Annotated in this window: 20 protein-coding genes; 12 read left to right on the top strand and 8 right to left on the bottom strand. The window is 62.3% G+C overall.

Features of this window, described 5'->3' with window-relative positions; genetic code table 11:
• The first annotated feature begins 11 nt into the window (after nt 1-11).
• From FHX11_RS13250 to FHX11_RS13265, 4 genes are all read left to right on the top strand, one after another.
• Nucleotides 12-1,439, top strand: a complete 1,428-nt coding sequence (locus FHX11_RS13250) for an amidase (RefSeq protein ID WP_184358088.1) — start codon at nt 12-14, stop codon at nt 1,437-1,439.
• Nucleotides 1,440-1,550: 111 nt separating this feature from the next.
• Nucleotides 1,551-2,627, top strand: a complete 1,077-nt coding sequence (locus tag FHX11_RS13255) for a phosphotransferase (protein WP_184358089.1) — start codon at nt 1,551-1,553, stop codon at nt 2,625-2,627.
• 32 nt (nt 2,628-2,659) lie between these two features.
• Nucleotides 2,660-3,973, top strand: a complete 1,314-nt coding sequence (locus FHX11_RS13260) for an aspartate aminotransferase family protein (RefSeq protein WP_184358210.1) — start codon at nt 2,660-2,662, stop codon at nt 3,971-3,973.
• A 57-nt stretch (nt 3,974-4,030) separates the two neighbouring features.
• The gene (locus FHX11_RS13265; RefSeq protein WP_184358090.1) at nt 4,031-4,777 is read left to right on the top strand and encodes a GntR family transcriptional regulator; all 747 of its coding nucleotides are present in this window, start codon (nt 4,031-4,033) and stop codon (nt 4,775-4,777) included.
• Nucleotides 4,778-4,830: 53 nt separating this feature from the next.
• On the opposite strand, the gene FHX11_RS13270 is transcribed toward FHX11_RS13265, so the two are convergent.
• The 3 genes from FHX11_RS13270 to FHX11_RS13280 form a co-directional block, all read right to left on the bottom strand.
• Complete coding sequence (locus tag FHX11_RS13270; protein ID WP_184358091.1) at nt 4,831-5,754, bottom strand: ABC transporter permease; 924 nt, start codon at nt 5,752-5,754, stop codon at nt 4,831-4,833.
• Nucleotides 5,747-6,757: an ABC transporter permease gene (locus FHX11_RS13275; RefSeq protein WP_184358092.1), complete on the bottom strand. Its 1,011-nt coding sequence runs from the start codon at nt 6,755-6,757 to the stop codon at nt 5,747-5,749. Before FHX11_RS13275 ends, FHX11_RS13270 begins: the two co-directional genes overlap by 8 nt.
• A 74-nt stretch (nt 6,758-6,831) precedes the next feature.
• Entirely contained in the window at nt 6,832-8,538 is a 1,707-nt protein-coding gene (locus tag FHX11_RS13280) for a peptide ABC transporter substrate-binding protein (protein ID WP_184358093.1), read from the bottom strand.
• A 652-nt stretch (nt 8,539-9,190) separates the two neighbouring features.
• Here FHX11_RS13280 and FHX11_RS13285 point away from each other — a divergent pair.
• Nucleotides 9,191-10,354, top strand: coding sequence for a M20 aminoacylase family protein (locus tag FHX11_RS13285; protein ID WP_184358094.1), 1,164 nt, complete (start codon nt 9,191-9,193; stop codon nt 10,352-10,354).
• Nucleotides 10,355-10,405: 51 nt separating this feature from the next.
• Here the strand turns inward: FHX11_RS13285 and FHX11_RS13290 are convergent, their stop codons facing one another.
• Entirely contained in the window at nt 10,406-10,711 is a 306-nt protein-coding gene (locus tag FHX11_RS13290) for a hypothetical protein (protein ID WP_184358095.1), read from the bottom strand.
• Nucleotides 10,712-10,805: 94 nt separating this feature from the next.
• Nucleotides 10,806-11,702, bottom strand: a complete 897-nt coding sequence (locus FHX11_RS13295; protein WP_184358096.1) for a sugar phosphate isomerase/epimerase family protein — start codon at nt 11,700-11,702, stop codon at nt 10,806-10,808.
• Between the two features lie 159 nt (nt 11,703-11,861).
• On the opposite strand from FHX11_RS13295, the gene FHX11_RS13300 reads away from it, so the two are divergent.
• The 7 genes from FHX11_RS13300 to FHX11_RS13330 all read left to right on the top strand — a co-directional run bounded on the left by FHX11_RS13300 (nt 11,862) and on the right by FHX11_RS13330 (nt 19,653).
• Nucleotides 11,862-12,878, top strand: coding sequence for a LacI family DNA-binding transcriptional regulator (locus FHX11_RS13300; protein ID WP_184358097.1), 1,017 nt, complete (start codon nt 11,862-11,864; stop codon nt 12,876-12,878).
• A 25-nt stretch (nt 12,879-12,903) separates the two neighbouring features.
• Complete coding sequence (locus FHX11_RS13305) at nt 12,904-13,914, top strand: substrate-binding domain-containing protein (RefSeq protein ID WP_184358098.1); 1,011 nt, start codon at nt 12,904-12,906, stop codon at nt 13,912-13,914.
• A 97-nt stretch (nt 13,915-14,011) separates the two neighbouring features.
• Nucleotides 14,012-15,505, top strand: a complete 1,494-nt coding sequence (locus FHX11_RS13310) for a sugar ABC transporter ATP-binding protein (protein WP_184358099.1) — start codon at nt 14,012-14,014, stop codon at nt 15,503-15,505.
• The gene (locus FHX11_RS13315; RefSeq protein ID WP_184358100.1) at nt 15,498-16,502 is read left to right on the top strand and encodes an ABC transporter permease; all 1,005 of its coding nucleotides are present in this window, start codon (nt 15,498-15,500) and stop codon (nt 16,500-16,502) included. Before FHX11_RS13310 ends, FHX11_RS13315 begins: the two co-directional genes overlap by 8 nt.
• Nucleotides 16,495-17,538 (top strand): ABC transporter permease, encoded by a 1,044-nt coding sequence (locus tag FHX11_RS13320; protein ID WP_184358101.1) that lies wholly within the window; start codon nt 16,495-16,497, stop codon nt 17,536-17,538. The genes FHX11_RS13315 and FHX11_RS13320 overlap by 8 nt, the downstream gene beginning before the upstream one ends.
• A gap of 40 nt (nt 17,539-17,578) precedes the next feature.
• Complete coding sequence (locus FHX11_RS13325) at nt 17,579-18,961, top strand: FGGY-family carbohydrate kinase (RefSeq protein ID WP_184358102.1); 1,383 nt, start codon at nt 17,579-17,581, stop codon at nt 18,959-18,961.
• Nucleotides 18,958-19,653, top strand: coding sequence for a class II aldolase/adducin family protein (locus tag FHX11_RS13330; protein ID WP_246780976.1), 696 nt, complete (start codon nt 18,958-18,960; stop codon nt 19,651-19,653). Before FHX11_RS13325 ends, FHX11_RS13330 begins: the two co-directional genes overlap by 4 nt.
• 25 nt (nt 19,654-19,678) lie before the next feature.
• Here the strand turns inward: FHX11_RS13330 and FHX11_RS13335 are convergent, their stop codons facing one another.
• From FHX11_RS13335 to FHX11_RS13345, 3 genes are all read right to left on the bottom strand, one after another.
• A complete protein-coding gene (locus FHX11_RS13335; protein WP_184358103.1) occupies nt 19,679-20,287 on the bottom strand; it encodes a hypothetical protein in 609 nt (202 codons plus the stop codon).
• A 128-nt stretch (nt 20,288-20,415) separates the two neighbouring features.
• Nucleotides 20,416-21,231, bottom strand: a complete 816-nt coding sequence (locus FHX11_RS13340; protein WP_184358104.1) for an IclR family transcriptional regulator — start codon at nt 21,229-21,231, stop codon at nt 20,416-20,418.
• Nucleotides 21,232-21,285: 54 nt separating this feature from the next.
• The gene (locus tag FHX11_RS13345) at nt 21,286-21,675 is read right to left on the bottom strand and encodes a RidA family protein (protein ID WP_184358105.1); all 390 of its coding nucleotides are present in this window, start codon (nt 21,673-21,675) and stop codon (nt 21,286-21,288) included.
• Nucleotides 21,676-21,705 lie beyond the last annotated feature (30 nt).

A 21,705-nucleotide genomic window follows, 5' to 3' on the forward strand; every position in this document is an offset into this window, starting at 1 on the left:
ATTTGATAATCATGGATACATCGGTCAAAACAGATCTCGGCGAGATGAGTGCGGTGGAACTGTCGGCGCTTTTCGCGTCCGGAAAGGCCTCCCCCGTGGAGGCGGCGCGAGCCTCGCTGGAGCGCATCGAACGCTTCAATCCCTCTGTCAATGCCTTTGCCTATGTGATGCCGGAAATGGCCCTGGCGGCAGCCGGGGAATCGGAAGCCCGCTGGCGGAAAGGCGAGCCGCTGAGCCCCATCGACGGCGCACCGACGACGATCAAGGAACTGACCCCGGTCAAGGGCATTCCCTGGCGGCGCGGCTCGGCGCTTGGCTCAAAGGAACCTTCCGACAAGGAGTTCCTGATCATGAAACGGCTCCGCGCTGCCGGCGTCACCGTGCTCGGAACCACGACCTCGCCGGAATTCGGCTGGAAGGGCGTGACCCATGGCCCGGCCTTCGGCAACACGCTCAACCCCTGGCGCACCGATCGCGCCTCCGGCGGCTCGTCGGGCGGCGCGGCAGTCGCCGCCGCACTCAACATGGGCGTCCTGCATGAAGGCTCCGACGGCGCCGGATCGATCCGCATTCCCGCCTCGTTCTGCGGCATCTTCGGCATCAAGCCGACCTATGGCTGGATACCATCGGATACGCCGACACCGCTGTTCGAACTCGCCCATCGCGGTCCGCTGACCCGTAGCGTCGAGGACGCCACGCTGTTTCTCAACGCGACGACCGGCCCGACGCCGGATGCCATGTATGGCTACTGCCCGAGCCCGGTTCCGGACTGGCGGCAAGCCATAAAAGGCGCGAACATCAAGGGGCTGAAAATCGGCTACAGCCGCAATCTCGGCTATGCGCAAGTCCAGCCGGACGTGGCCGCCGCCGTCGAGCGGGCGGCCTCGCGCCTGGCCGACATGGGCGCCATCATCGAGGAGGTCGATCCCGGCTTCTCCAATCCGCAGGACGCCCTGCTGACCCTCTGGTATGCGGCGGAAGCACGGACGGTCGACCTTGCCAACCCGACCGAGGAACAGAGGAAGCTGATGGACCCCGGCCTTCTGCGCATTCACGAAAAGGGCAGCGCCTTGACCGCCATCGACTATGTCGCCGCGGAGCAGGTGCGTGCAGACCTGAAGGTCAAGATGGCGTCCTTCCATGAGACCTATAACGCATTGATGCTGCCGACCATGCCGACGACGGCGATCGAGGCCGGCGTTGATTTTCCTGGCGGCATCGAAGGCAAGGATTGGTCGGACTGGTCGCCATTTACCTACCCTTTCAACATGACGGGACAGCCGGCCGTTTCGGTTCCCTGCGGCTTCGACGCGGGCGGCCTGCCGATCGGCCTGCAGTTCGTCGGCCCGCGTTATCGCGACGACATCGTGCTGAAACTCGCCGCGGCCTATCAGACGGCCTTTCCGGAACAATTTCCGTCGGCCCCTCGCGCGCTTTAGCCGTATTGGTCACGCAAGCATCCGCTCCATGCGCATGCGGCGGAGGACTGGCCGGAAGCGAATATGGAGCATTCGCGCTCGGCTGAAACATATAACAAGCAGAGGAAGCCCATGTTAAGCAGTTCCGCCCGCGACGCGGGCATCGGTGCCGAGCTGAAAACCGGCGCCGCCGCCGTGCCGGCCGATCAGGCCGAGGCCGTCGCCCGAGAAAAATACGGGCTGGACGGACGCATGCAATGGCTGTGGGGCGAGAAGGATTCGAACTATCGGCTGACCCTCGCCGATGGGCGGGATTATCTCTTCAAGGTCCTCAATCCGGCGGAAGATCCCGGCATGACCTCCATGCACAGCCAGGCGCTGCTGCATGTGGAGGCCGCCGATCCCGGTATCCCCGTGCAGCGCATCATTCGCACGCTCGATGGCGAGGCGGATTTCCGTATGACGGCCGAGGACGGCGGAACGCGCGGCGTGCGCATGGTGACCTTCCTGCCGGGGATCGCCCAGAAGGCCGCGCCGCATTCGAAACGGCAGCGACGCAATGTCGGCGCGCTGCTGGCGCGCATGCAGATGGCGCTCTCCAGCTTCACGCACCCGGCAGCCGGGCACCGCATCACCTGGGACATGCAGCACGCAATCGGCATGCGCGATCTCCTGCCGGTCTTTTCAGACGTGGCGCAGCGCCGCCGGCTGGAAGCGGCGATGGACGACTTCGAAACGCGGATCGTGCCCGTCATGGCCTCGCTCCCGGCGCAGGTGGTGCATAATGATTTCAACATGGAGAATATCCTCGTCGATCCCGAAACGCCGGAGACGGTGAGCGGCATCATCGACTTCGGCGATATGGTGCATGCGCCAAGGGTATTCGACGTCGCCGTCGCCGCCGCCTATCAGATGGGCGACGCCACCGATCCCATCGGGGCGATCTGCGATTTTCTCGAGGAATATTCGACGCTTGTCAGCCTGACGGCACAGGAAATAGCCGTCCTCTATCCGGCAATCCTCACGCGTATGGTCATGCGTCTTGCCATCCCGCAATGGCGGGCCGGGCTCTTTCCGGAAAATCGCGACTTCTATGTGCGCAACAGTCCGACGGTCTGGGCGCAATTTACGCGCCTCGATGCGATCCCGGCCGAAACCATCGTGGCGCGGCTTGCCACTGCCTGCCAGCAAGGAAAGCGAAAGCAATGACCACGCCCAAAATCGAAACGGCCGCTCCCGGCATGATCAACGGCTTCGATGCATCGAAGCTGAGCACCCTGCCCGAACGCGAACGGCGAATGGTCGAGCGGCGTCAGGCCTTGCTCGGCCCCTCCTACCGGCTGTTCTACGACAACCCGCTGCATGTGGTGCGCGCCGAGGGCGTCTGGCTTTACGACGGCGAAGGCAAGGCCCATCTCGATGTCTATAACAACGTGCCCTCGGTCGGCCATTGCCATCCGCGCGTCGTGGAGGCCATTGCCCGGCAGGCGGCCGTGCTCAACACGCATACGCGATATCTGGACGAAAATATCCTCGATTATTCCGAACGGCTGCTCGCCACCTTTCCGGACGAGATCGACCGGGTGATGTATACCTGCACCGGCAGCGAGGCCGTCGATCTCGCCCTGCGCATCGCTCGCCACTATACCGGCGGGACGGGCATCATCATCACCGAGAACGCCTATCATGGCGTCACCGCCGCCGCCGTCGAGATTTCTCCGTCGCTCGGCGCGGGCGTTCCGCTTGGCCCGCATGTCATCACGGTTCCCGCTCCGAATGCCTATCGCGCCCAGGGCCGGGATGTGGGCGATGCACTCGCCGAGGATGTGAGCAAGGCAATCGCCTTCATGCGTCGCCACGGCATTCGCCCCGCCGCTTTCATCGCCGACAGTATCTTTTCGACGGACGGCATCCTGCCCGGTCCGGCGGGCTTCCTGCAAAAGGCGCTCGCCGTGGTCCATGAAGCCGGCGCGCTTTACATCGCCGACGAGGTTCAGCCCGGCTTCGGCCGCACCGGCAAGCACATGTGGGGCTTCATGCGGCATGGAATCGTCCCCGATATCGCCGTGATGGGCAAGCCGATGGGCAATGGCATGCCGATCGCCGCCGTCGTGATGAAGGCCGACGTACAGGAACGGTTCGGCAAAGATGTCCGCTATTTCAACACCTTCGGCGCCAATCACGTCTCGATCGCCGCGGCAAGTGCCGTACTGGACGTCATCCGTGACGAGAAGCTGATGGAAAATGCCGCGACCACCGGCGAGCATATGCTTGCGGGCATGCGGGCGCTGCAGCGGAAATTCGCCAGCATCGGCGATGTCAGGGGCGCCGGCCTGTTCCTGGGGCTGGAATTCGTCAAGGATGGTGAAAGCTGCACCCCGGACGGTGCGCTGGCTCTTGCCGTCGTCAACGGGTTGCGAGAGCGCCGCGTCCTCATCAGCGCCTCGGGAGCTCATGGAAACGTCCTGAAAATCCGTCCGCCCTTGCCATTTTCGCGGGAACACGCCGATATGTTTCTGGAAACGCTGGAGAGCGTGCTCGCAGACATTGTATAAAGGACGACGCCCGGTTCAACCGGGTGACAAAATGCCGGGGAGAGGAGATCATTCCGGGTGAGTGTACATATCAAGCGGTCCGAGCTGCGGACTGACGGCAACAGCCAGCCGAAGGCACAATGGGCCTACAACGCCATCCGCGACGCCATCATCACCATGGCCCTCGAACCGGGAGCCATGCTGAGCGAAAAGGAGACCTGCGCGAAGCTCGGCATCTCCCGCACGCCCATGCGCGAAGCCGTGCTGCGGCTTGCCCAGGAGGGCCTTGTCAATGTCGTGCCGAGCGGCGGCACCTTTATCAGCAAGATTTCGGTCCGGGGCGTCATCGAAGGACAGATCGTCCGATCCAGTCTGGAGCTGCGCATGGTCCGCCTCGCTGCCCGGACCTATGATCCGGTCTTCGACAAGGATTTCGATCTTCTGATGTTCCTGCAGGGCGATTCCGCCAAGCGACAGGATTACGACGAGGCCTTTTCCGTCGACAATGCCTTCCATCAGCTCATCTGCAAGACGGCCGGCTTTCCCAATATCTGGCATACGATCCGCAATGCCACCGGCCAGCTCGACCGCGTGCGCCGCCGCGCCTATCCGAAATCCGGCTATTTCGACGAAGTTGTCGAAGAGCACGGCGCCATCTACGAGGCCATCCGCTCGCGCAACGAAGACAAAGCCTACAAGCTCCTGCGCCAGCATCTCGATGATATCGAGCAGGTCCTGGCCTTCGTGGTCTCCGAGGATCCCGGCATCATCGTCCAGGAAGAGAATGCCGGTATCCTCGATGCGCTGTTGACGCCGAGGGAGTAGGACAACCACCATCAATGCCGGCCAACCCGGCATTGATGGTGCGGCCAGTGAACCTACCTGCTTTTCAAGATTCGCGGATCCAGCGCATCGCGCACCGCATCGCCGAGATAGTTGATGCTCAGCACCGTCAGCGAGATGGCAAGGCCCGGCCAGAGTACGCGTGAAGGCGTGATCTGCAGGAAGCTGGCGCCGTCGAACAGCAGGCGTCCCCAGGTCGGGAAATCGGACGGAAAACCGAGCCCCAGAAAGCTCAGGGCGGATTCGGTGATGATGGCCGAAGCAATGCCGAGCGTTGCCGACACCATGATCGAACTCATGACGTTCGGCAGGACATGCTTCAGAATGATGCGGTATTCCCGCATGCCGCTGCTTCTTGCCGCCGTGACATATTCGAGCCGCTTGACCGCCAGAACATCGCCGCGGACGATACGGGCGGTATGCATCCAGCTTGTAATCCCGATCACGAAGACGATGAGGATGAAAATCCCGGTTTCCGGCCCGAAATAGGCCCGCAGCGTATCGCGGAACAGCATGATGATGACCAGCAGCAACGGCAGCAGCGGCAAGGCCAGGAACAGGTCGGTCAACCGCATGAGGGGGCCGTCGAGACGCCGGAAATAGCCGGATGTCACGCCCACCAGCGTTCCGAGAAGAAGCGCGAGCAACATGGCTGTAAAGCCGACGGCGAGCGAGATGCGTCCGCCTGCCATGACCTGCGCCAGCATGTCGTGGCCGAGATTGTCGGTGCCGAAGGGATGAGCGAGAGACGGCCCCTGGTTCTTGGCGCGGATATCGATCTTGTTCGGATCGATGCGGTGGATGAGCGGGCCGATATAGACGACGGCAAGGATGAACAGGAAGACGATCAGCCCCGCAAACCCGCCCTTATGGGCGCGGAATTGCCGCCACGTATCGGCGATGATCGAACGCGACGGCTTGGTGGAAAGCGTCGTCGGGATTGCTGACACGTCAGTCATAACGAATCCTCGGGTCAAGAATGCCGTAAAGCACGTCGGCGATCAGATTGAAGAGAACGATCAGCACCGCGAAGATGAAGGTCAGTGTCTGGACCATCGGGATGTCCCCGCCCTGCACGGCGGTGATCAGAAGCTGGCCAAGGCCGTTCACGCGGAAAACCTGCTCGGTGATGATAGCGCCGGAAAAGATGGTCGGTACGCCGAGCGCGATGACGGTGACGACCGGGATCAGGCTGTTGCGCAGCACATGGATCAACAGCACGGCCTGCTCCTTCACGCCCTTGGCCCGGGCGGTGCGCACATAATCCTGATGCAGATTGTCGAGCACGGAGGCGCGGACGAAACGGCTGATATGAGAGACGTTGTAGAGCGTCAGCACCATGACGGGCAGGAACATCTGCCGGAGCTGCGCCACGAAGCTCGACCAGTCCGTCACGCGCAGATTGGTATCGTAGACCGAGGGAAACCAGTGCAGGTAGGAGCTGAAGATGACGATCAGCAATACGCCGGTGAAGAAGGTGGGCACGGAATAGCCGACCATCGAGACGAAGGTGCCGATCTGGTCGAAGATCGAATATTGCTTGTAGGCCGAGAGAACGCCGATCGGGATCGCCAGCAAGATGCCGAAGACATAGGCCATGCCGACGACCAGCAGCGTCTGCGGCAGGCGCTGGACGACAAGGTCGACCACGGGGCTGCGCGTTGCCCAGGAGAGCACCCGCAGCCTGTGACCGTCGCCGAACTGCCAGCCGGTGAGCTGCTCGAGGATATTCAGCGGTTCGTTGACGAAGAACTGATGCAGCCATCGCAAATAGCGGATGAGGAAGGGCTGATCGAGGCCGAGTGCTGCGCGGATCTGTTCGCGAACCTCAGGCGGGATCGTCAGCGGCAGGTCGCCCGTGGGATTGTTGGGCGCGAGATCGAGAAGGGTAAAAATAACAAAGCTTATAACAAGCAATGTCGGCACGGCAAAGAACAATCGCCGCAGGGTAAAATGAAACATCGGAAAGTCTCCAGACCTTCAGGCGATAGAAGACGCCGGCCCCGCCATCGGGCGGAGCCGGTGTCTTTCGCGTCCTACTTCTTGCGAGACCAGTCAGCGACGTTCCAGAGTTCGGAATCCCAGCCGTTTATCCTGACGCCTTCGAGCGTCACGGCGCGCGCCGACACCTGACCACGGTAGATAAGCGGGATATGCGCGCCCTCTTCCGTCAGCATGTCATTGGCTTTCTTGGCGATTTCCGCCCGTTTGGCGAGATCGGCCGTCTTCGACAATTCTGCGACGAGCTTGTCGTATTCCGGATTGCAGTAACGCGGCATGTTCTGCCCCTGCCAGCCGTTCTCAGGCGCGGGGATCTTGTTGCACAGCCATTCGGCCAGATATTTTTCCGGATCGGTGCCGTCAAAATTGTTGGTGTACATTTCGACGTCGGCATAGAATTTCTGGAACGTGTCCGGGCTTGCCGGATCGCCGCCGAAAAACACAGAGGCACTGATATTGCGCAGCTCCGCCTGGACGCCGATCTGCGCCCACATGTCCTTCACCAGCGCCTGGGTGGCCTGACGCACGGAGTTGGTCGACGTCTGGTACAGGAAGGAGAGCTTCACGCCGTTCTTGGCGCGGATGCCATCCGAACCCTTGACCCAGCCGGCCTCGTCGAGCAGCTTGTTGGCGCCATCGACATCCGGCTTCAGGCACCAGTCGTTCGCCGTCGAGGCATAGACCTCGGGGCCGGGAACGATATTGCAGGTCGGCTTGCCGGCGGCGCCATATCCCGTCTCGTTGATGACGTCGCGATCGATCGCCATCGACAATGCGCGGCGAACGGCCGGGTCCGACAAGGACGGATGCGGACCGGCTTCCTTGGTCGAGCGCTTGTCACCAAGCGACGGGTCGACGGCATAATGGTTGATGTTGATACGTTCGACCTGTGATCCGAAGGCCGTCACCAGCTCGCCCTTGCCGGCTGCCACCATGGTTGCCAGAATTTCCGGCTCGACCTGCATGTTCCAGGCATAATCATATTCGCCGGTTTCCAGCACCGCACGGGCAGCGGACACCGCATCGCCGCCGCCTTTGAGCGTTACCGTGGCGAAGGCGGGCTTGGCCGGATCGCGGTAATTCTTGTTGGCCACGAAGGTAATGACATCGTTCGGCTTGAATTCCTTGACGACGAAGGGGCCGGTGCCGATCGGGCCGAAATTGGCCGACGTGCAGCCGGGAGCGGCCGCGCCAAGGCAATCCTTGAACTGGGCCTTCTGGATCACGGGCGACTGGCCGCCGACGAAGGCGCTATAGGGATAATATTTCGGCTCCGTGAAGGTCAGCTTGACAGTATGGGGATCGACGGCCTCGACCGACTTGACGCCTTCATATTGCGCCTTCTGGGCGCAGCCGCCGTCCGGCGCGGTGCAATATTTCCAGGTGAAAACCACGTCATCGGCGGTGAAATCGGTGCCGTCGGACCATTTGACATCCGGCTTCAGCTTCCAGGTCATGCTCGTCATGTCCTTGGAGATGCCACCATTTTCCAGTGTCGGAATTTCCGTCACCAGCGTCGGCACAAGCTTGCCGGTTTCGTCGTAACGCGCCAGCGGCTCGATGACCATCGAGGAGCTGTAGACTTCCTTGGTGCCGCCCGAGAGATACGGGTTGAGCGTCGAAACCGCCTGCCAGAACAGGATCTTCAGCTCGCCGTCGCTGCCGCGCTCCGCATGGGCGGCAGAGCCGGCCATGGCGAAAGCCGCAAACGCGCTGGCAAGAAGGATATTGCGTCTCTTCATCTTGATTTCCCCTTTGAGATTCTTGTGCGTTTGGAATTTCGACGCGGCCTGTCTCATGTGCCGCGGCGCTAAAGGTTCACATCCGTGCGCCGGCCTCCCCTAAAAATCGAAGCCGGCGATATTCAGCGCGGCGGTCTTCGTCGACAGGACCCCGCGCCGTGGAGATGCTCGCATCGGCGCGCCGAGGGCCATTGTCAGGCCATCCGGGGACACCGTGCTGCGTTATGGATTGGGAAAGGGCTTCACGCGCCGGAACGGCTGGCGGAAGGTTGAGAAACGCGTGGTCGACCACCGGTCTGGCGACTTTGCGGAGGCGCGTCATCCTCAAGCGCCTCGAATGGCTCCAGGACGGGACACTTCCGATCGCTATCGGCTCCTCGCAAACCTGCAGAATGATAACCTCCTGAAATCGTTTAACTCTTCTTTACTCGAGTTCCGATTGCCTATCCGCTTCAGCCTTGTTTTTGGAAGCCACTCGCTGTCATTGTTCCCGTCTGCCGGCACACGCGTCAAAGGCGATGCTCAAATTTTGAGCCATCTAAGCACAGGCCTATTTTTCGTTCAAGAATGAAAGTTGAAGCTTGCAAAATCAGATTTCCACAGGGCAATATACTGCCATATCCCTTTGAACCGGACGAATGAGGTCGAGACAATGCCGATATTGAACCGCGTTGCCGAAATGCAAGAGGAAGTCGCCGGCTGGCGCCGTCACCTGCATGAAACGCCGGAATTGCTCTACGACGTCTTCGAAACATCGACCTTCGTCGCGCGGAAATTGAAGGAGTTCGGCTGCGACACCGTCGAGAGCGGCCTGGGCAAGACCGGCGTGGTCGGCATCATCAAGGGCAGGCACGGCGACGGGCCGACCATCGGCTTCCGGGCGGATATGGACGCGCTGCCGATCACCGAGACCAGCGGCAAGCCGTGGACTTCGAAAGTGCCGGGCAAGGCGCATTCCTGCGGCCATGACGGGCATACCGCCATGCTTCTTGGGGCCGCGCAATATCTGGCGGAAACACGCAACTTCAAGGGTTCGGTCGCGGTGATCTTCCAGCCGGCCGAGGAAGGCGGCGCCGGCGCGCTTGCCATGCTTGACGACGGCATGATGGACAAGTTCGGCATCAAGGAAGTCTATGGCATGCACAATGCACCAGGCATGCCGGTCGGCAACTTCGCTATCCGCAAGGGATCGCTGATGGCGGCAGCCGACAGTTTCGAGATCGAGATCATCGGCAATGGCAGCCATGCTGCCGCGCCGCATCTCTCGATCGATCCGGTGCTGGCATCCGCCCATGTGATCATCGCGCTGCAATCGATCGTCTCGCGCGAGGTCGACCCGTTGAAATCGCTGGTCATTTCGGTAACCACCACCCATGGCGGCACCGCCCATAACGTCATTCCCGGTTCCGTGACCCTGACGGGGACGGTGCGCACGCTGCTGCCCGAAACGCGGGATTTCGCCGAAAAGCGCCTGACCGAGGTCGCGCAGGCAACCGCAATAGCGCACGGCGCGAAAGCGGAAGTCAATTACCATCGCGGTTATCCGGTGACCTTCAACCACGACAACGAAACCGAATTCGCCATCGGCATCGCAAGCTCGATCGCCGGCGCCGCCGGCGTCGAAGCCAACACGCCGCCGCGCATGGGAGCGGAGGATTTCTCCTACATGCTGGAATCGCGTCCTGGCGCCTTCATCTTCATCGGCAACGGCGACACCGCCGGCCTGCACCATCCCTCCTATGATTTCAACGACGACGTCCTGCCCTACGGCATCAGCTATTGGGTGAAGATGGCGGAAACCGCGCTGGCCGCATGAGGTCGCGAAGTCTCGTTCCGTCATGAAAAATTCCGGACGGCATGGAGGTGGTCAAGTCAATCGGCTCGCCCGCCCCTGGCGCCTTCGCCGCCACAGATAGACCAGGAAGGCGATCATCCATATGGCCAGCATGATCAGGCCCGCCGGAATGGTCGCGAGCATCAGCCAGCCGAGCACGGTCAGCGAATAGAGAAGCTCGCCGGCATCGAAGCCGGCGATCATGCAGGGATGGACGCTGCCCTCATCGACCTGACATCCGCTCACCTGCGCCGTGATGCCGGCAAGGAGAACCGAGAGGACGGGAAGAAACGCGAACAGGATGATCGCCGCAAGCACCACAAACCAGATCTTTCGCATCCGATCCTCCCCATGCCGGACCTAGCCGCGAGCCGGCACCGATGGCCAGCTTCCGCGGCTTATATTATCCCAGCTTTCTTGGAGTGGCGAAGGCTTATGCGGGCAGGCGGCTTCGCTCCTTCTGCTTCTGCGCCTCCTGGGCGGCCTTGAGCTGCGCCTTGGTATACATGAGCGCATGGGAGGCAAGGTCGCCGCTGTCTTCCCATAGGTTGCGCCAGATGCCGAGAATGCCTTCGAGCGGCTGGCCGACGACACGCGACGAGAAGGATTCGAAGGTGATCGGCCCCTTGTAATTCGCCTTCACCAAGGCGCGAAATACGCTGGCCAGATCGATCGAGCCCGAGCCCATATAGCCGCGATGGGAATCGCCGGTGTGGAAATAGCCGAGATAATCGCCCGTCTCGATGATCGCCTGGGAGATATCCGATTCCTCGATGTTCATGTGGTAGACGTCGAGATGGACCTTGACGTTCGGCGCACCGATGCGCTTGCACATCTCGACGCCCTGGGCGGCGGTATTCAGCACATTGGTCTCGTAGCGATTGACCACCTCCAGCCCCAGCGTGACATTGCTGGCCGCCGCCTTTTCCGCGACGCGGCGAAGGATATCGGCGGAATGGCTGATGCCGTCGGCCGTCGGCGGCACGGCATATTTCTGGAAGGCGGAATAGAGGATGCCGGCAATATGGGTCGCGCCCAGATCCCGGGCGAGCGCCACCGCGCGCTCCAGCTTCGCCTCGCCTCGCTTCAGCTTATTGGGATCATTGCTGGAAATATCCTCCTCCGCGCCCATTCCGAACGAGAAAGTGCAGCCCAAACCATGCCTGTCGAGCTCCGCTCGCGTATGGGCGGCATCGATCTCATCCATATCCATCGCCGAGACTTCGATGAGGTCGAACCCCGTTTCGGCCGACCGTGCGATCGCCCGCTTGCTCTCCTCCTTGCTCCAGCCCTTCTCCCACACAAATGCATGCACACCGAGCTTGTTCATGGAAAATCTCCTCCTCCGTATCTGACGACGCGTCAGGTTTCGCGTCGCTCGAGCAGGCGCCCGAGGGCACCAACCAGGACAATATTGACACGGCCGAACGGAAAGTCTAGCTTTTGATAAAACGTTTTACGGGAGGTCCGGCCCAGCCGGAAGAAGACGGTGAAGCGCAGACAGCCGGTTTCGATCAAGACAGTTGCCGAGCGCGCCGGGGTCTCCCCCGCCACGGTCTCCAATGTCCTGAACGCAAAGCCGAGCGTGGCCCCGGAACTGATCGAACGCGTCCGCAACGTCGTTGCCGAGCTTGGCTACATCGCCGACAATCACGCCTCCCGGCTGCGCTCCGGCAAGCATTCGCTCGCCGGCGTCGTCGTACCCGATCTTTCCAATCCGATGTTCGGAACATTCGTCTCGACGCTCGAGACGCTCGCAAGGCAGGACGGCTTCGACCTTCTGGTCGTCAGCGCCGCCAATGACGTCGAACAGGAAAGGGAGCGCCTCAACGCCATCCGTTCCTGGCGGCCCGCAGGCCTGATCGTCATTCCCTGCGACGGCGCGCTCAGCCATCGCACGCCGTCCATCATGCCGATGCCGATCGTCGTCGTCGACCGCCTGCCCGACGATCCGGATTACGACCTGATCGCCGTCAACAATGCGCAATCCGCCGCCGCCATCAGCGCCCATCTCTCCGGACAGGGCTATCGCTCCTGCACGGTTGCCGGCAGCACGCTGTCGATCAGCAACGTGCGCGAACGCTGGGAGGGTGCTGCTTCGGCAGCCGGCGGCATGGCGATTTCCATGGTCGAGGTCGGCCTAGAGACCGACGGCATCCGCCGGCGACTATACGAGACGCTGACACAACGGCGGCCGGAGGCACTGTTCGCACTCGATCACATCACCGCGCTGATCGCCTATCAGACGATGACCGATCTCGGTCTGTCCACTCCCGGCGATCTCGCATTCGCCAGTTTCGACGAGGCCGAATGGATGCGCCTCGTCCGTCCCGCAATCACCACCGTCCGTCAGCCAATCGAGGAAATGGCAACGGCGGCCTGGCAGCAGCTCTCCCAGCGAATGGGAGGGAATGCCGATCCGGTCAGGACGATGCGCCTGGCATGCTCGGTGGAAATCCGCGGCTCGACGCTGCGAGAAGGAGGGCGGTCCGACACGGCTGCTTGACAATAAAACGGAGGAGGAGAACATCATGGACATGACACGACGCAGGCTGCTCGGCACGCTGACGGGCGGAGCCGTGGCGGGAGTCTTCGGCTTGCCGAACCTGACGCTGGCACAGGACAAGCAGGTTCAGGCCGGAATTGTAGTGAAGATCGGCGGCATCCCCTGGTTCAACGCCATGGAGGTCGGCATCAAGAAGGAATCGCAGGCGCTCAAGGCCAATGCCTGGATGATCGGCCCGACACAGGCCGACGCCGCCCAGCAGGTGCGCGCCATCGAAGATCTCATCGCCCGCAAGGTGGACGTGATCGGCGTGGTGCCGAACGACGCGGCGGCTCTCGAGCCGGTGCTCGGCAAGGCCAAGGCCGCCGGCATCAAGGTGATTTCGCATGAAAGCCCCAATCAAAAGAACAATGACTGGGACTTCGAGCTGACCACAGTCGAAGCCTATGGCGAACAGCATATGGACCTGCTCGCCAAGGAAATGAAGGAAGAGGGCAAATACATCGTCTATGTCGGCTCCCTGACCGTGCCACTGCACAATGCCTGGGCCGACGCGGCGATTGCCTACCAGAAGAAGAAGTATCCGAAGATGGAAATGCTCGGCGACCGCTTCGGCGTTGCCGAAAGCCTGGATGAGTCCATCAAGACGACACAGGACCAGCTTCGCGCCCACCCCGACCTGAAGGGCATCCTGACCTTCGGATCGCAAGGGCCGATCGGTGCCGCCAAGGTGCTGGACGATCGCGGCAAGGCGAAATCCATCGTGCTGGTCGGCGGCTTCTCGCCGGGCCAGGGGATCAAATATGTCAAAAGCGGCGTGATCCGCGGCGGCTATATCTGGAATCCCTTGGTCGCAGGTCAGGTTTTCGTGCAGCTCGCGACCCTGCTGGCCGCCGGCAAGGCAATCACCGACGGCATGGAGCTCGTCGAGGTCGGGCCGGTCAAGGTCTTCCCCGACAAGCGCCTGATCCAGGCTCAGAAGCTCGAATCCCTGGACAAGGAAAACATCCAGCGATTGGCCGATCTGGGGCTTTGAGCCCCGTCTCGCCGGAAAGATGCCACCGTACGGGATGCAAACGTCCCGTACGGCCCCGCATCGTTCCCACCGTGACCGGCCTGAACGGAACCACCCGATGAGTGAACAGGATTCCTTTTTGCGTCTCAGCAAGGTCAGCAAGCGCTTCGGCGGCGTGCTGGCGCTCGACGATATCGACTGGGAGGTCCGGGCAGGCGAGATCCACTGCCTGGTGGGAGAAAACGGCTGCGGCAAGTCCACGCTGATCAAGACGGTGGCGGGTGTGCATCCGCCGACATCCGGCGACATCGAGATCGCCGGAAAGCCGGCACTGCCGCTCAGCCCGGCTTCGGCGCGGGCACTCGGCATTCAGGTCATCTTTCAGGATCTGTCGCTGTTTCCCAATCTCAGCGTCGCCGAGAACATCGCCGTCGAAAGCCATCTGCAAGGCGGCCTCAAGCCGGTTTCCTATGGCCACATGCGAAAGCTCGCGCTTGCCGCACTGAAACGGTTGGATTTCCATCTCGACCCGGATGCCACGGTTGCCGATCTCTCGGTCGCCGAACGGCAGATCGTCGCGATCTGCCGTGGGCTGGCGGCGCAGGCTCGGCTGATCTTCATGGACGAGCCGACGGCATCGCTGACGCGCAGCGAGGTCAAGCGGCTGCTCGCCATCGTCACCCGGCTGAAGGCCGACGGCATCGCCGTGGTCTTCGTCTCGCATCGGCTGGATGAAATCGTCGAGATCGCCGAACGCGTCACCGTCATGCGCGACGGGCGCAAGGTGGGAACCTACCCCGCCTCGGAAGTCGACCAGCGCCGCATCGCGCATCTGATGACCGGCATCGACATCTTCCAGTCCATCGTCGCCCGCGACATGTCGGGGGAAAAGCCGCTCTTGGAAATCTCCGCGCTCAGCCGGCGCGGCGAATACAAGGATATCAGCTTCACGATCCGGCGCGGCGAAGTGGTCGGCATCACCGGCCTGCTCGGCGCGGGACGAACCGAACTTGCGCTCAGCCTTTTCGGCATGACGCGCCCCGACAGCGGTGCGATCACGCTCGACGGCCGAGCGCTGTCGCTGCGCTCCAATCGCGACGCCGTGCGCGCCGGCATCGCCTATGTCTCCGAAGACCGCCTGAGCCTCGGCGTCATCCTGCGGCAATCGATCGGCGACAACCTCATATTGGCGGTTCTCAAAAGCCTGCGTGGCCGGTTCGGTCTGATTTCGGACGGCCGTCGACAGGCATTCGCCGCCGATTGGGTGAGCCGGCTCGCCATCAAGATACCGGGGCTGGATCGTCCGGTCGGCACGCTGTCGGGCGGCAACCAGCAGCGCGTGGTGCTGGCGAAATGGCTGGCGGCGAAACCCAAGATCCTCATCCTCGACAGCCCCACGGTCGGTGTCGACATCAAGAACAAGCAGGGCATCTACAAGGTCGTCGCCGATCTCGCCCGCGAGGGCGTCGGCATCCTGATCATTTCCGACGAGGTCGCCGAAGCCTACGCGACCTGCGACCGCGTGCTGCACATGCGCGCCGGCCGCATCGTCGACGAGATTGTGCCCGGCCAGATCAGCGAACATGCGTTCGAGGAGCGAATCTATGCCTGACATCAGAAAGCTTCAGCGCCGCCCGGAAACCTGGCTCGCCATGGTGATCGTCGTCGCCATCATCGCGCTCGGCGCGACGGCGCCGGGTTTCCTGACGCTCGCCAATATCGTCGATCTCCTGGAAACCTACAGCGTCCAGTCGATCATGGCGATGGGGCTTTTCGTCGTGCTGGTCTCCGGCGGCATCGACATTTCCTTCGCCGCAACCGCATCGGTCGCCCAATATGTCACCGCCCTTCTGGCAACGCAGTCGGGCCTGCCGCCCTTCGTCTGCATCGGCCTCGGCCTATCGGTCGGCATCCTGCTCGGCTGCATCAACGCGCTGCTGATCCACTTCATCCGCATCACCTCGATCATCGCCACCATCGCCATGATGAGCGTCTCCTTCTCGCTGCTCATGTATTTCTCGCAAGGGAAATCCATCTACACCCTGCCGGAATGGTGGACAGACCGCATCGTGTTCTGGGAACACGAGGCGCCCAACGGCGACCTGACACGCATCACCCTGCCGATCGTGGTGATGCTGGCGGCGACGCTGCTCACCTGGCTGTTCATGACCCGGACGAAGACCGGGCGGCAGCTCTACACCATGGGCGGAAATCCGGAGGCGGCGCGGCGCATCGGCGTCAATATCGCCAAATTGCAATTCATCGCCTATGGCTTCCTCGGTTTCATGGCCGCGGTCGGCGGGCTGCTGCAGGCGCATCGCGTCGGCGAAAGCGTGCCCAACGCTATGTACAATACCGAGCTTTCCGTGCTGTCGGCCGCCGTGCTCGGCGGCGCGAGCCTGACCGGCGGCATCGGCACAGTGCCCGGCGTGCTACTCGGCATCGTACTCCTCGCCATCCTGCAAAACGGCCTCAACCTTCTCGGCGTGTCCTCCTATTTCTTCCAGATCGTCATCGGCCTGACGATCCTGATCTCCACCTCGATCACCGTCATCAGCGCGCGCAAGCGCCGCCGGCTCAATCCGATAGGAGACGTGGCCCATGGTTGATTCCACCCATTCTCCGAATGACGGCCTCGCCGGCCTTGTCGCGCGGATGCGCGATGCCAAGCCGGGGCTGTTCGGGCTGCTCATCCTGCTGGTGGCCGCCTTCTCGCTGACGATCCCTGGCTTCGCCAGCTGGGGCACGTTGAATTCCTTTGCCGTGCAATTGCCGATTCTCGGGCTCCTTTCTCTTGCCATGGTCGTGCCGCTCATCACCGGCGGCCTCAATCTGGCGATCATCGCGACCACCAATCAATGCGCGCTGCTGATGGCCTGGATCATGCGCAGCATGACGACGGCAGACTCGTCCTCGACGGAAGTCTTCGGCGTCATCCTCCTGGCGCTGCTCGCCGGCCTGCTTCTGGCCCTCGTCATCGGCATCATAACCGGCGCGATCGTCGCCTATACCGGCGTGCATCCTATTCTCGTCACGCTCGGCACCAAATCGCTGATCGACGGGATCAGCATCTACATGACGCGCGGCGAGGCCCTGTCCGGCTTCCCGCAATCCTATTCCGTCGTCGGCAATTCGGCCATCGCCGGCATACCCGTGACATTCCTCCTGCTGGTCGTCGTGGCCGTCGTCGTCGGCATCATTCTGCGCAAGACGCCGTTCGGCATCAGTTGCGCCATGATCGGTTCCAACATGGAAGCGACCCGTTTCTCGGCGATCGATACGCGCCGCGTCCTGGTCGGGGTCTACACACTGTCGAGCGTCCTCTGCTTCGTGGCCGCCGCCGTGACGCTTGCCGTCTTCAACTCGGCGAGCGCCGACTATTCGCAATCCTACCTGCTCGTGACGATCCTCGCAGCCGTCCTCGGCGGCGTCGATCCTTTCGGCGGCTTCGGCAAGGTTTCCGGGCTGATGATCGCGCTCGCCATCCTGCAGATCATCTCCTCCGGCTTCAACCAGCTCGGCATCAGCCCCTATCTGACGACAGCCATCTGGGGCCTCATCCTGATTTTCGTCATGGCGGCGCAGACCGCCTATCCCTACCTCACCTTCCTTTTCGGGCAACGCCGGTCGGGGGAGAAGCGATGATGGTTCAGCCAGGCCCATGCAACGGCCATGGGAACCTCCCATGAGAACCATCGCCGTCTTCGACACCGGCAAGACGAACATCAAGCTCTCGGTCACCGATGAAGCCGGCGGGCTGATCGAGACCTTGTCGACCCCCAATCCCGTTCTGGACGGACCGCCCTACCGTCATCACGATCTTGCCGCCGTGGAGAATTGGTTGCTGGCCGGGCTCGCCGCGCTGGCAAGCCGGCACGAAATCGCCGCCATCGTCTGCACGGCGCACGGTTCCGGCGGCGTGCTGGTCGGCGAGCAAGGGCCAGCCATGCCGATGATCGACTACGAGCAACCGATCCCCCCGGAAATCGACAGGGCATATCGCGACATCATGGGATCGTTTCGCGAGCGCGGCAGCGCCCTCATGCTCGGCGCCGCCCATCTGGCACGGCAGATGCTCTGGCTGGAGCGTGGCTGGCCGGATGTCTTTGCAAAGGCGCGGCATTTTCTCGCCATTCCGCAATATTGGGCCTGGCGCCTGTCGGGTGTTGCAGCCTCCGAAGTGACGAGCCTTGCCGCGCAATCGCATCTCTGGTGCGCAGCTGAATCCCGGCCCGCGGCACTCATCAGGACAATGAACTGGGAGCGGCTCCTGCCGCCGCTGCGCCCTGCCTGGGCGAAGCTTGGCACCATCAAGCCGGAGATTGCGGAACGGACTGGCCTCGCGCCCGCGACCGCAGTCCTTTGCGGCATCCATGACTCCTCCGCCAATTTCTACCAGTATCAAGCCGCCGGCCTGCGCGACGTCACGATCGTTTCGACCGGAACATGGATCGTGGCGATCAGCGACCGTTCCGGCCCTGATTTCGATGTCGAACGGGCCGGTCTCTGCTGCAATGCCGATGTTAAGGCAAGACCGCTTCCCGGCATGCTGACCATGGGCGGCCGCGAATTCGCGATGGTGGCGGGCGAGGACGACCGCCCGACGACCGAGGAAAGCCTCGCACGGCTGATCGAGACGCGCAGCATGGCGCTCCCTTCCTTCGGCAGCGACGACGGCCTGTTTCCGGGAACGTCGCGCAAGGGACGGCTGCAAGGCCCGCTCGCCGAGCGCTCGGACATGCGCCACTCGCTCGCCCTGCTCTATGCGGCGCTTTTGACGGACAAATGCCTTCAGCTCGTCCGCACGCCGACGGTCGTCCTCGACGGCTCCTTCGTCCGCGATCCGCTTTATGGCGCCCTCGTCGCCGCGCTCAATCGGGACCGCCATGTCCTCGTCAACGCCGACCAGTATGGAACCGCGACAGGCGCCGCCCTGCTGGCGTCGCACGAGACGCGGCAGGCGCCAGCGCCCTTGGCCCTGAGGCCGGCGATGCCCTTTTCTCACCCCGACCTTGACGACTACCGCGCGCAGTGGCTGCACGCGGCCCTATCTGGAGAACAAAGATGACTGACTATGACGATCGCCGCCAACGGGAGGCCATGGTTGAAATCTGCCGCAAGATGAATGCCAGCGGCATCAACCAGGGAACGGCCGGAAATGTCTCGATCCGCAATCCCCATGGCTTTCTCGTCACCCCGACCTCCCTGCCCTATGACGAGATGACGCCGGACGACCTCGTGCAGATGAACTTTGACGGCACCTATGAAGGTCGCCGCCGCCCCTCGTCGGAATGGCGCTTCCATCGCGATATCCTGGCCGCGCGCGACGATATCAATGTCGTACTGCATTGCCATTCCGTCTATGCGACCACGCTTGCCTGCCATCACAAGACGATCCCGAGCTTCCACTACATGACGGGCGTGGCGGGCGGCACGACGATCCGCTGCGCGAAATATGCGACATTCGGCACGCAGGCGCTCTCCGACAATGCGCTGGAAGCGCTTCAGGGCCGCCTTGCCTGCCTGCTCGGGCAGCATGGCCAGATCTCTCTGGGCAAGACGCTCCCCTCGGCGCTGGCGCTCGCCATCGAGGTCGAGACCATTTCACGCCTCTATGTGCAGGCCCTGACGCTCGGCGAGCCGCCGGTGCTGTCAGACGAGGAGATGGCGCGCGTCCTGCAGCAGATGAAGAATATGAGCTACGGCCAGGCGCCGGATCTCGACGGCGTCAATGACATCGCACGGCCGAAACAGCGCTGACCGGTTCTATTGTCGAGGAGGTTGCCTACCAGCTCAATTGCCTGACATCGTCGATCGCGGCACGCCCCTTGCGGACGACATAGGCCGGCGCTTCCACGGCTCTGTTCAGGATATAGCGCACGCCACCCACCGGCGGATGATCGTCCACGGGTTCGGGCTCATAACGCGCCGCCACCTGCAGATCCACCGGCGGCGGAGCCGGCTCCGCCTGGCCCACGATCATCGGATCGCGCGTGTCGCATTGCGGCATGCAACGGTCGAACCGCGTGACGTCGGAAGCTTCGGCCGTCTTGACGACCGTTACCTTGGCATGCGCCACGACCTTCTTTGCCCCGGTCGCGGTTTGGGTTGACGCGGACCTGTTCGGGGAAGCCGGCCGGGCGGCCGGCGTCGGCAGCACATACGGGCTTGCATCGATCGCCGCCTGAAGATCGCTGGCATTGTTCCGGGCATTGGCAATCTTGATCGCCCCGCCCCCGACAGCATCGATCGACGACATCAGCGGACGTTCCGAGTCGGTGCGGGCAACCGCATACAGTCCGGCCACCGTGACGCCGCAGACGAAAAGCCCGACACTGATCTTTCGGGCCAGCTCACTTGCGGCACCCGGCAATTTGGCATGCTGCATGCTCATCGCTCTCTCCGTTCGACATTGGTCCACGGTTGAGAGTTGACCCGACAATTACGGCACCACCTTTGCCGAAAAAAGGCCGATAGCAGGCGATTTGCAAAGAAATGTTACGCGCGCCGGCAACGCCGCGCTCAGGAAGATCGGCCTTGCCGCTTGTTTGCGCGGTCGGCATGACTGTAGCCCAACCGCTCCGAAATCTCACCCACGGCAGCCAGAAGACTGTCGAGATAGGCTTCGCGATTTCTCAATCCGTCTTCCTTCGGCGCCACCAGGCAAAGCGTGGCGATGCATCGCCCGTCTTCCTGCCTGATCGGCGCGGCGAAGCAATGGGTGAAATTTTCCACCTCGCTGTTGAAGGTGAAATAGCCATCGATCGCCGCCTGGCGCACCTCGTCGACGAAACGGCTCCGGTCGAGCTGCTTGCCGCTGGGGAGGACGAAGTCCTCCTCCGGAATGAAGTCGATCAGCTCGGCATCGGACAGGTGCGAGACGAGCAGGCGGCCGGAGGCGGTCCATGGGATCGGCACGAGCTCGCCGACATTCGAGGAAATGCGGAAGGGGCGCACACCCTCGCGCATCATCGCGACCGTATATTTGTTGCCTTCCAGCAGGCACATCTGCGCCGTTTCGCGCGTCTCCTCGGCAAGTCGGGTCAGCATATTGTCGGATTCGCGCATCAGGTCGAACTGGTCGGCATAGGCCGTGCCGAGAAAATAGAGCTTGCGACCAAGAAAAACCCGGCCGTCGCCGCCCTGATAATCGAGCATGCCATGACGCAGGAGAAGATTGACGAGCTCATAGACGGACGAGCGCGGCGCGCCGATCTCCACCGCAATCTCGTTGGGGCGCATCGGTTGACGCTTCGTGCGCAAGAATTCAAGGATTTCAAAAGCACGATCGAGGCCGCGTGTCCGCCGCGATACGATATCGTCTACGCTGTCCGCCATCAAACATGCTCCATTGTTGGGAGAGCGCGACCATGACGGCCGCGCCCGCATATATCAACCCCTGTCAGCGCGATAGGCCACGCAATCGACTTCCACCTTGCAATCGACCATCATGCGGGACTGAACGCAAGCGCGCGCCGGCGCATCCTTGCCGAAATATTCCGCATAGACGCCATTGAAGCTCCAGAAGTCGCGCGGATCGTCCAGCCAGACGCCGACGCGAACCACATCCTCGACCCCATAGCCGGCCTCATGCAGGATGGCGATCAGGTTTTCGATCGCCTTGCGGGTCTCCGCTATGACGCCGCCACCAACGATCTCGCCTTTTTCCATCGCAACCTGGCCGGAAACATACAGCCAGCCGTTGGCTTCCACCGCGCGGGCAAAAGGCAAGGGCTGCCCACCGGCTCCGGTTTCGCCGGCACCGTAACGCTTGATAGTCATGTGACCTCTCTCTTTTCTTCTGGATCTTAC

It is taken from the genome of Rhizobium sp. BK602, from assembly GCF_014195095.1.
In the GTDB taxonomy this organism is placed as follows: domain Bacteria; phylum Pseudomonadota; class Alphaproteobacteria; order Rhizobiales; family Rhizobiaceae; genus Rhizobium.

Coding starts and splice junctions, on each gene's coding strand:
- FHX11_RS13345 (WP_184358105.1), bottom strand. CDS start 21,675: ATGACTATCAAGCGTTACGGTGCCGGCGAAACCGGAGCCGGTGGGCAG.
- FHX11_RS13335 (WP_184358103.1), bottom strand. CDS start 20,287: ATGAGCATGCAGCATGCCAAATTGCCGGGTGCCGCAAGTGAGCTGGCC.
- FHX11_RS13290 (WP_184358095.1), bottom strand. CDS start 10,711: ATGCGAAAGATCTGGTTTGTGGTGCTTGCGGCGATCATCCTGTTCGCG.
- FHX11_RS13260 (WP_184358210.1), top strand. CDS start 2,660: ATGATCAACGGCTTCGATGCATCGAAGCTGAGCACCCTGCCCGAACGC.
- FHX11_RS13295 (WP_184358096.1), bottom strand. CDS start 11,702: ATGAACAAGCTCGGTGTGCATGCATTTGTGTGGGAGAAGGGCTGGAGC.
- FHX11_RS13275 (WP_184358092.1), bottom strand. CDS start 6,757: ATGTTTCATTTTACCCTGCGGCGATTGTTCTTTGCCGTGCCGACATTG.
- FHX11_RS13255 (WP_184358089.1), top strand. CDS start 1,551: ATGTTAAGCAGTTCCGCCCGCGACGCGGGCATCGGTGCCGAGCTGAAA.
- FHX11_RS13285 (WP_184358094.1), top strand. CDS start 9,191: ATGCCGATATTGAACCGCGTTGCCGAAATGCAAGAGGAAGTCGCCGGC.
- FHX11_RS13315 (WP_184358100.1), top strand. CDS start 15,498: ATGCCTGACATCAGAAAGCTTCAGCGCCGCCCGGAAACCTGGCTCGCC.
- FHX11_RS13325 (WP_184358102.1), top strand. CDS start 17,579: ATGAGAACCATCGCCGTCTTCGACACCGGCAAGACGAACATCAAGCTC.
- FHX11_RS13330 (WP_246780976.1), top strand. CDS start 18,958: ATGACTGACTATGACGATCGCCGCCAACGGGAGGCCATGGTTGAAATC.
- FHX11_RS13310 (WP_184358099.1), top strand. CDS start 14,012: ATGAGTGAACAGGATTCCTTTTTGCGTCTCAGCAAGGTCAGCAAGCGC.
- FHX11_RS13270 (WP_184358091.1), bottom strand. CDS start 5,754: ATGACTGACGTGTCAGCAATCCCGACGACGCTTTCCACCAAGCCGTCG.
- FHX11_RS13250 (WP_184358088.1), top strand. CDS start 12: ATGGATACATCGGTCAAAACAGATCTCGGCGAGATGAGTGCGGTGGAA.
- FHX11_RS13280 (WP_184358093.1), bottom strand. CDS start 8,538: ATGAAGAGACGCAATATCCTTCTTGCCAGCGCGTTTGCGGCTTTCGCC.
- FHX11_RS13340 (WP_184358104.1), bottom strand. CDS start 21,231: ATGGCGGACAGCGTAGACGATATCGTATCGCGGCGGACACGCGGCCTC.
- FHX11_RS13320 (WP_184358101.1), top strand. CDS start 16,495: ATGGTTGATTCCACCCATTCTCCGAATGACGGCCTCGCCGGCCTTGTC.
- FHX11_RS13305 (WP_184358098.1), top strand. CDS start 12,904: ATGGACATGACACGACGCAGGCTGCTCGGCACGCTGACGGGCGGAGCC.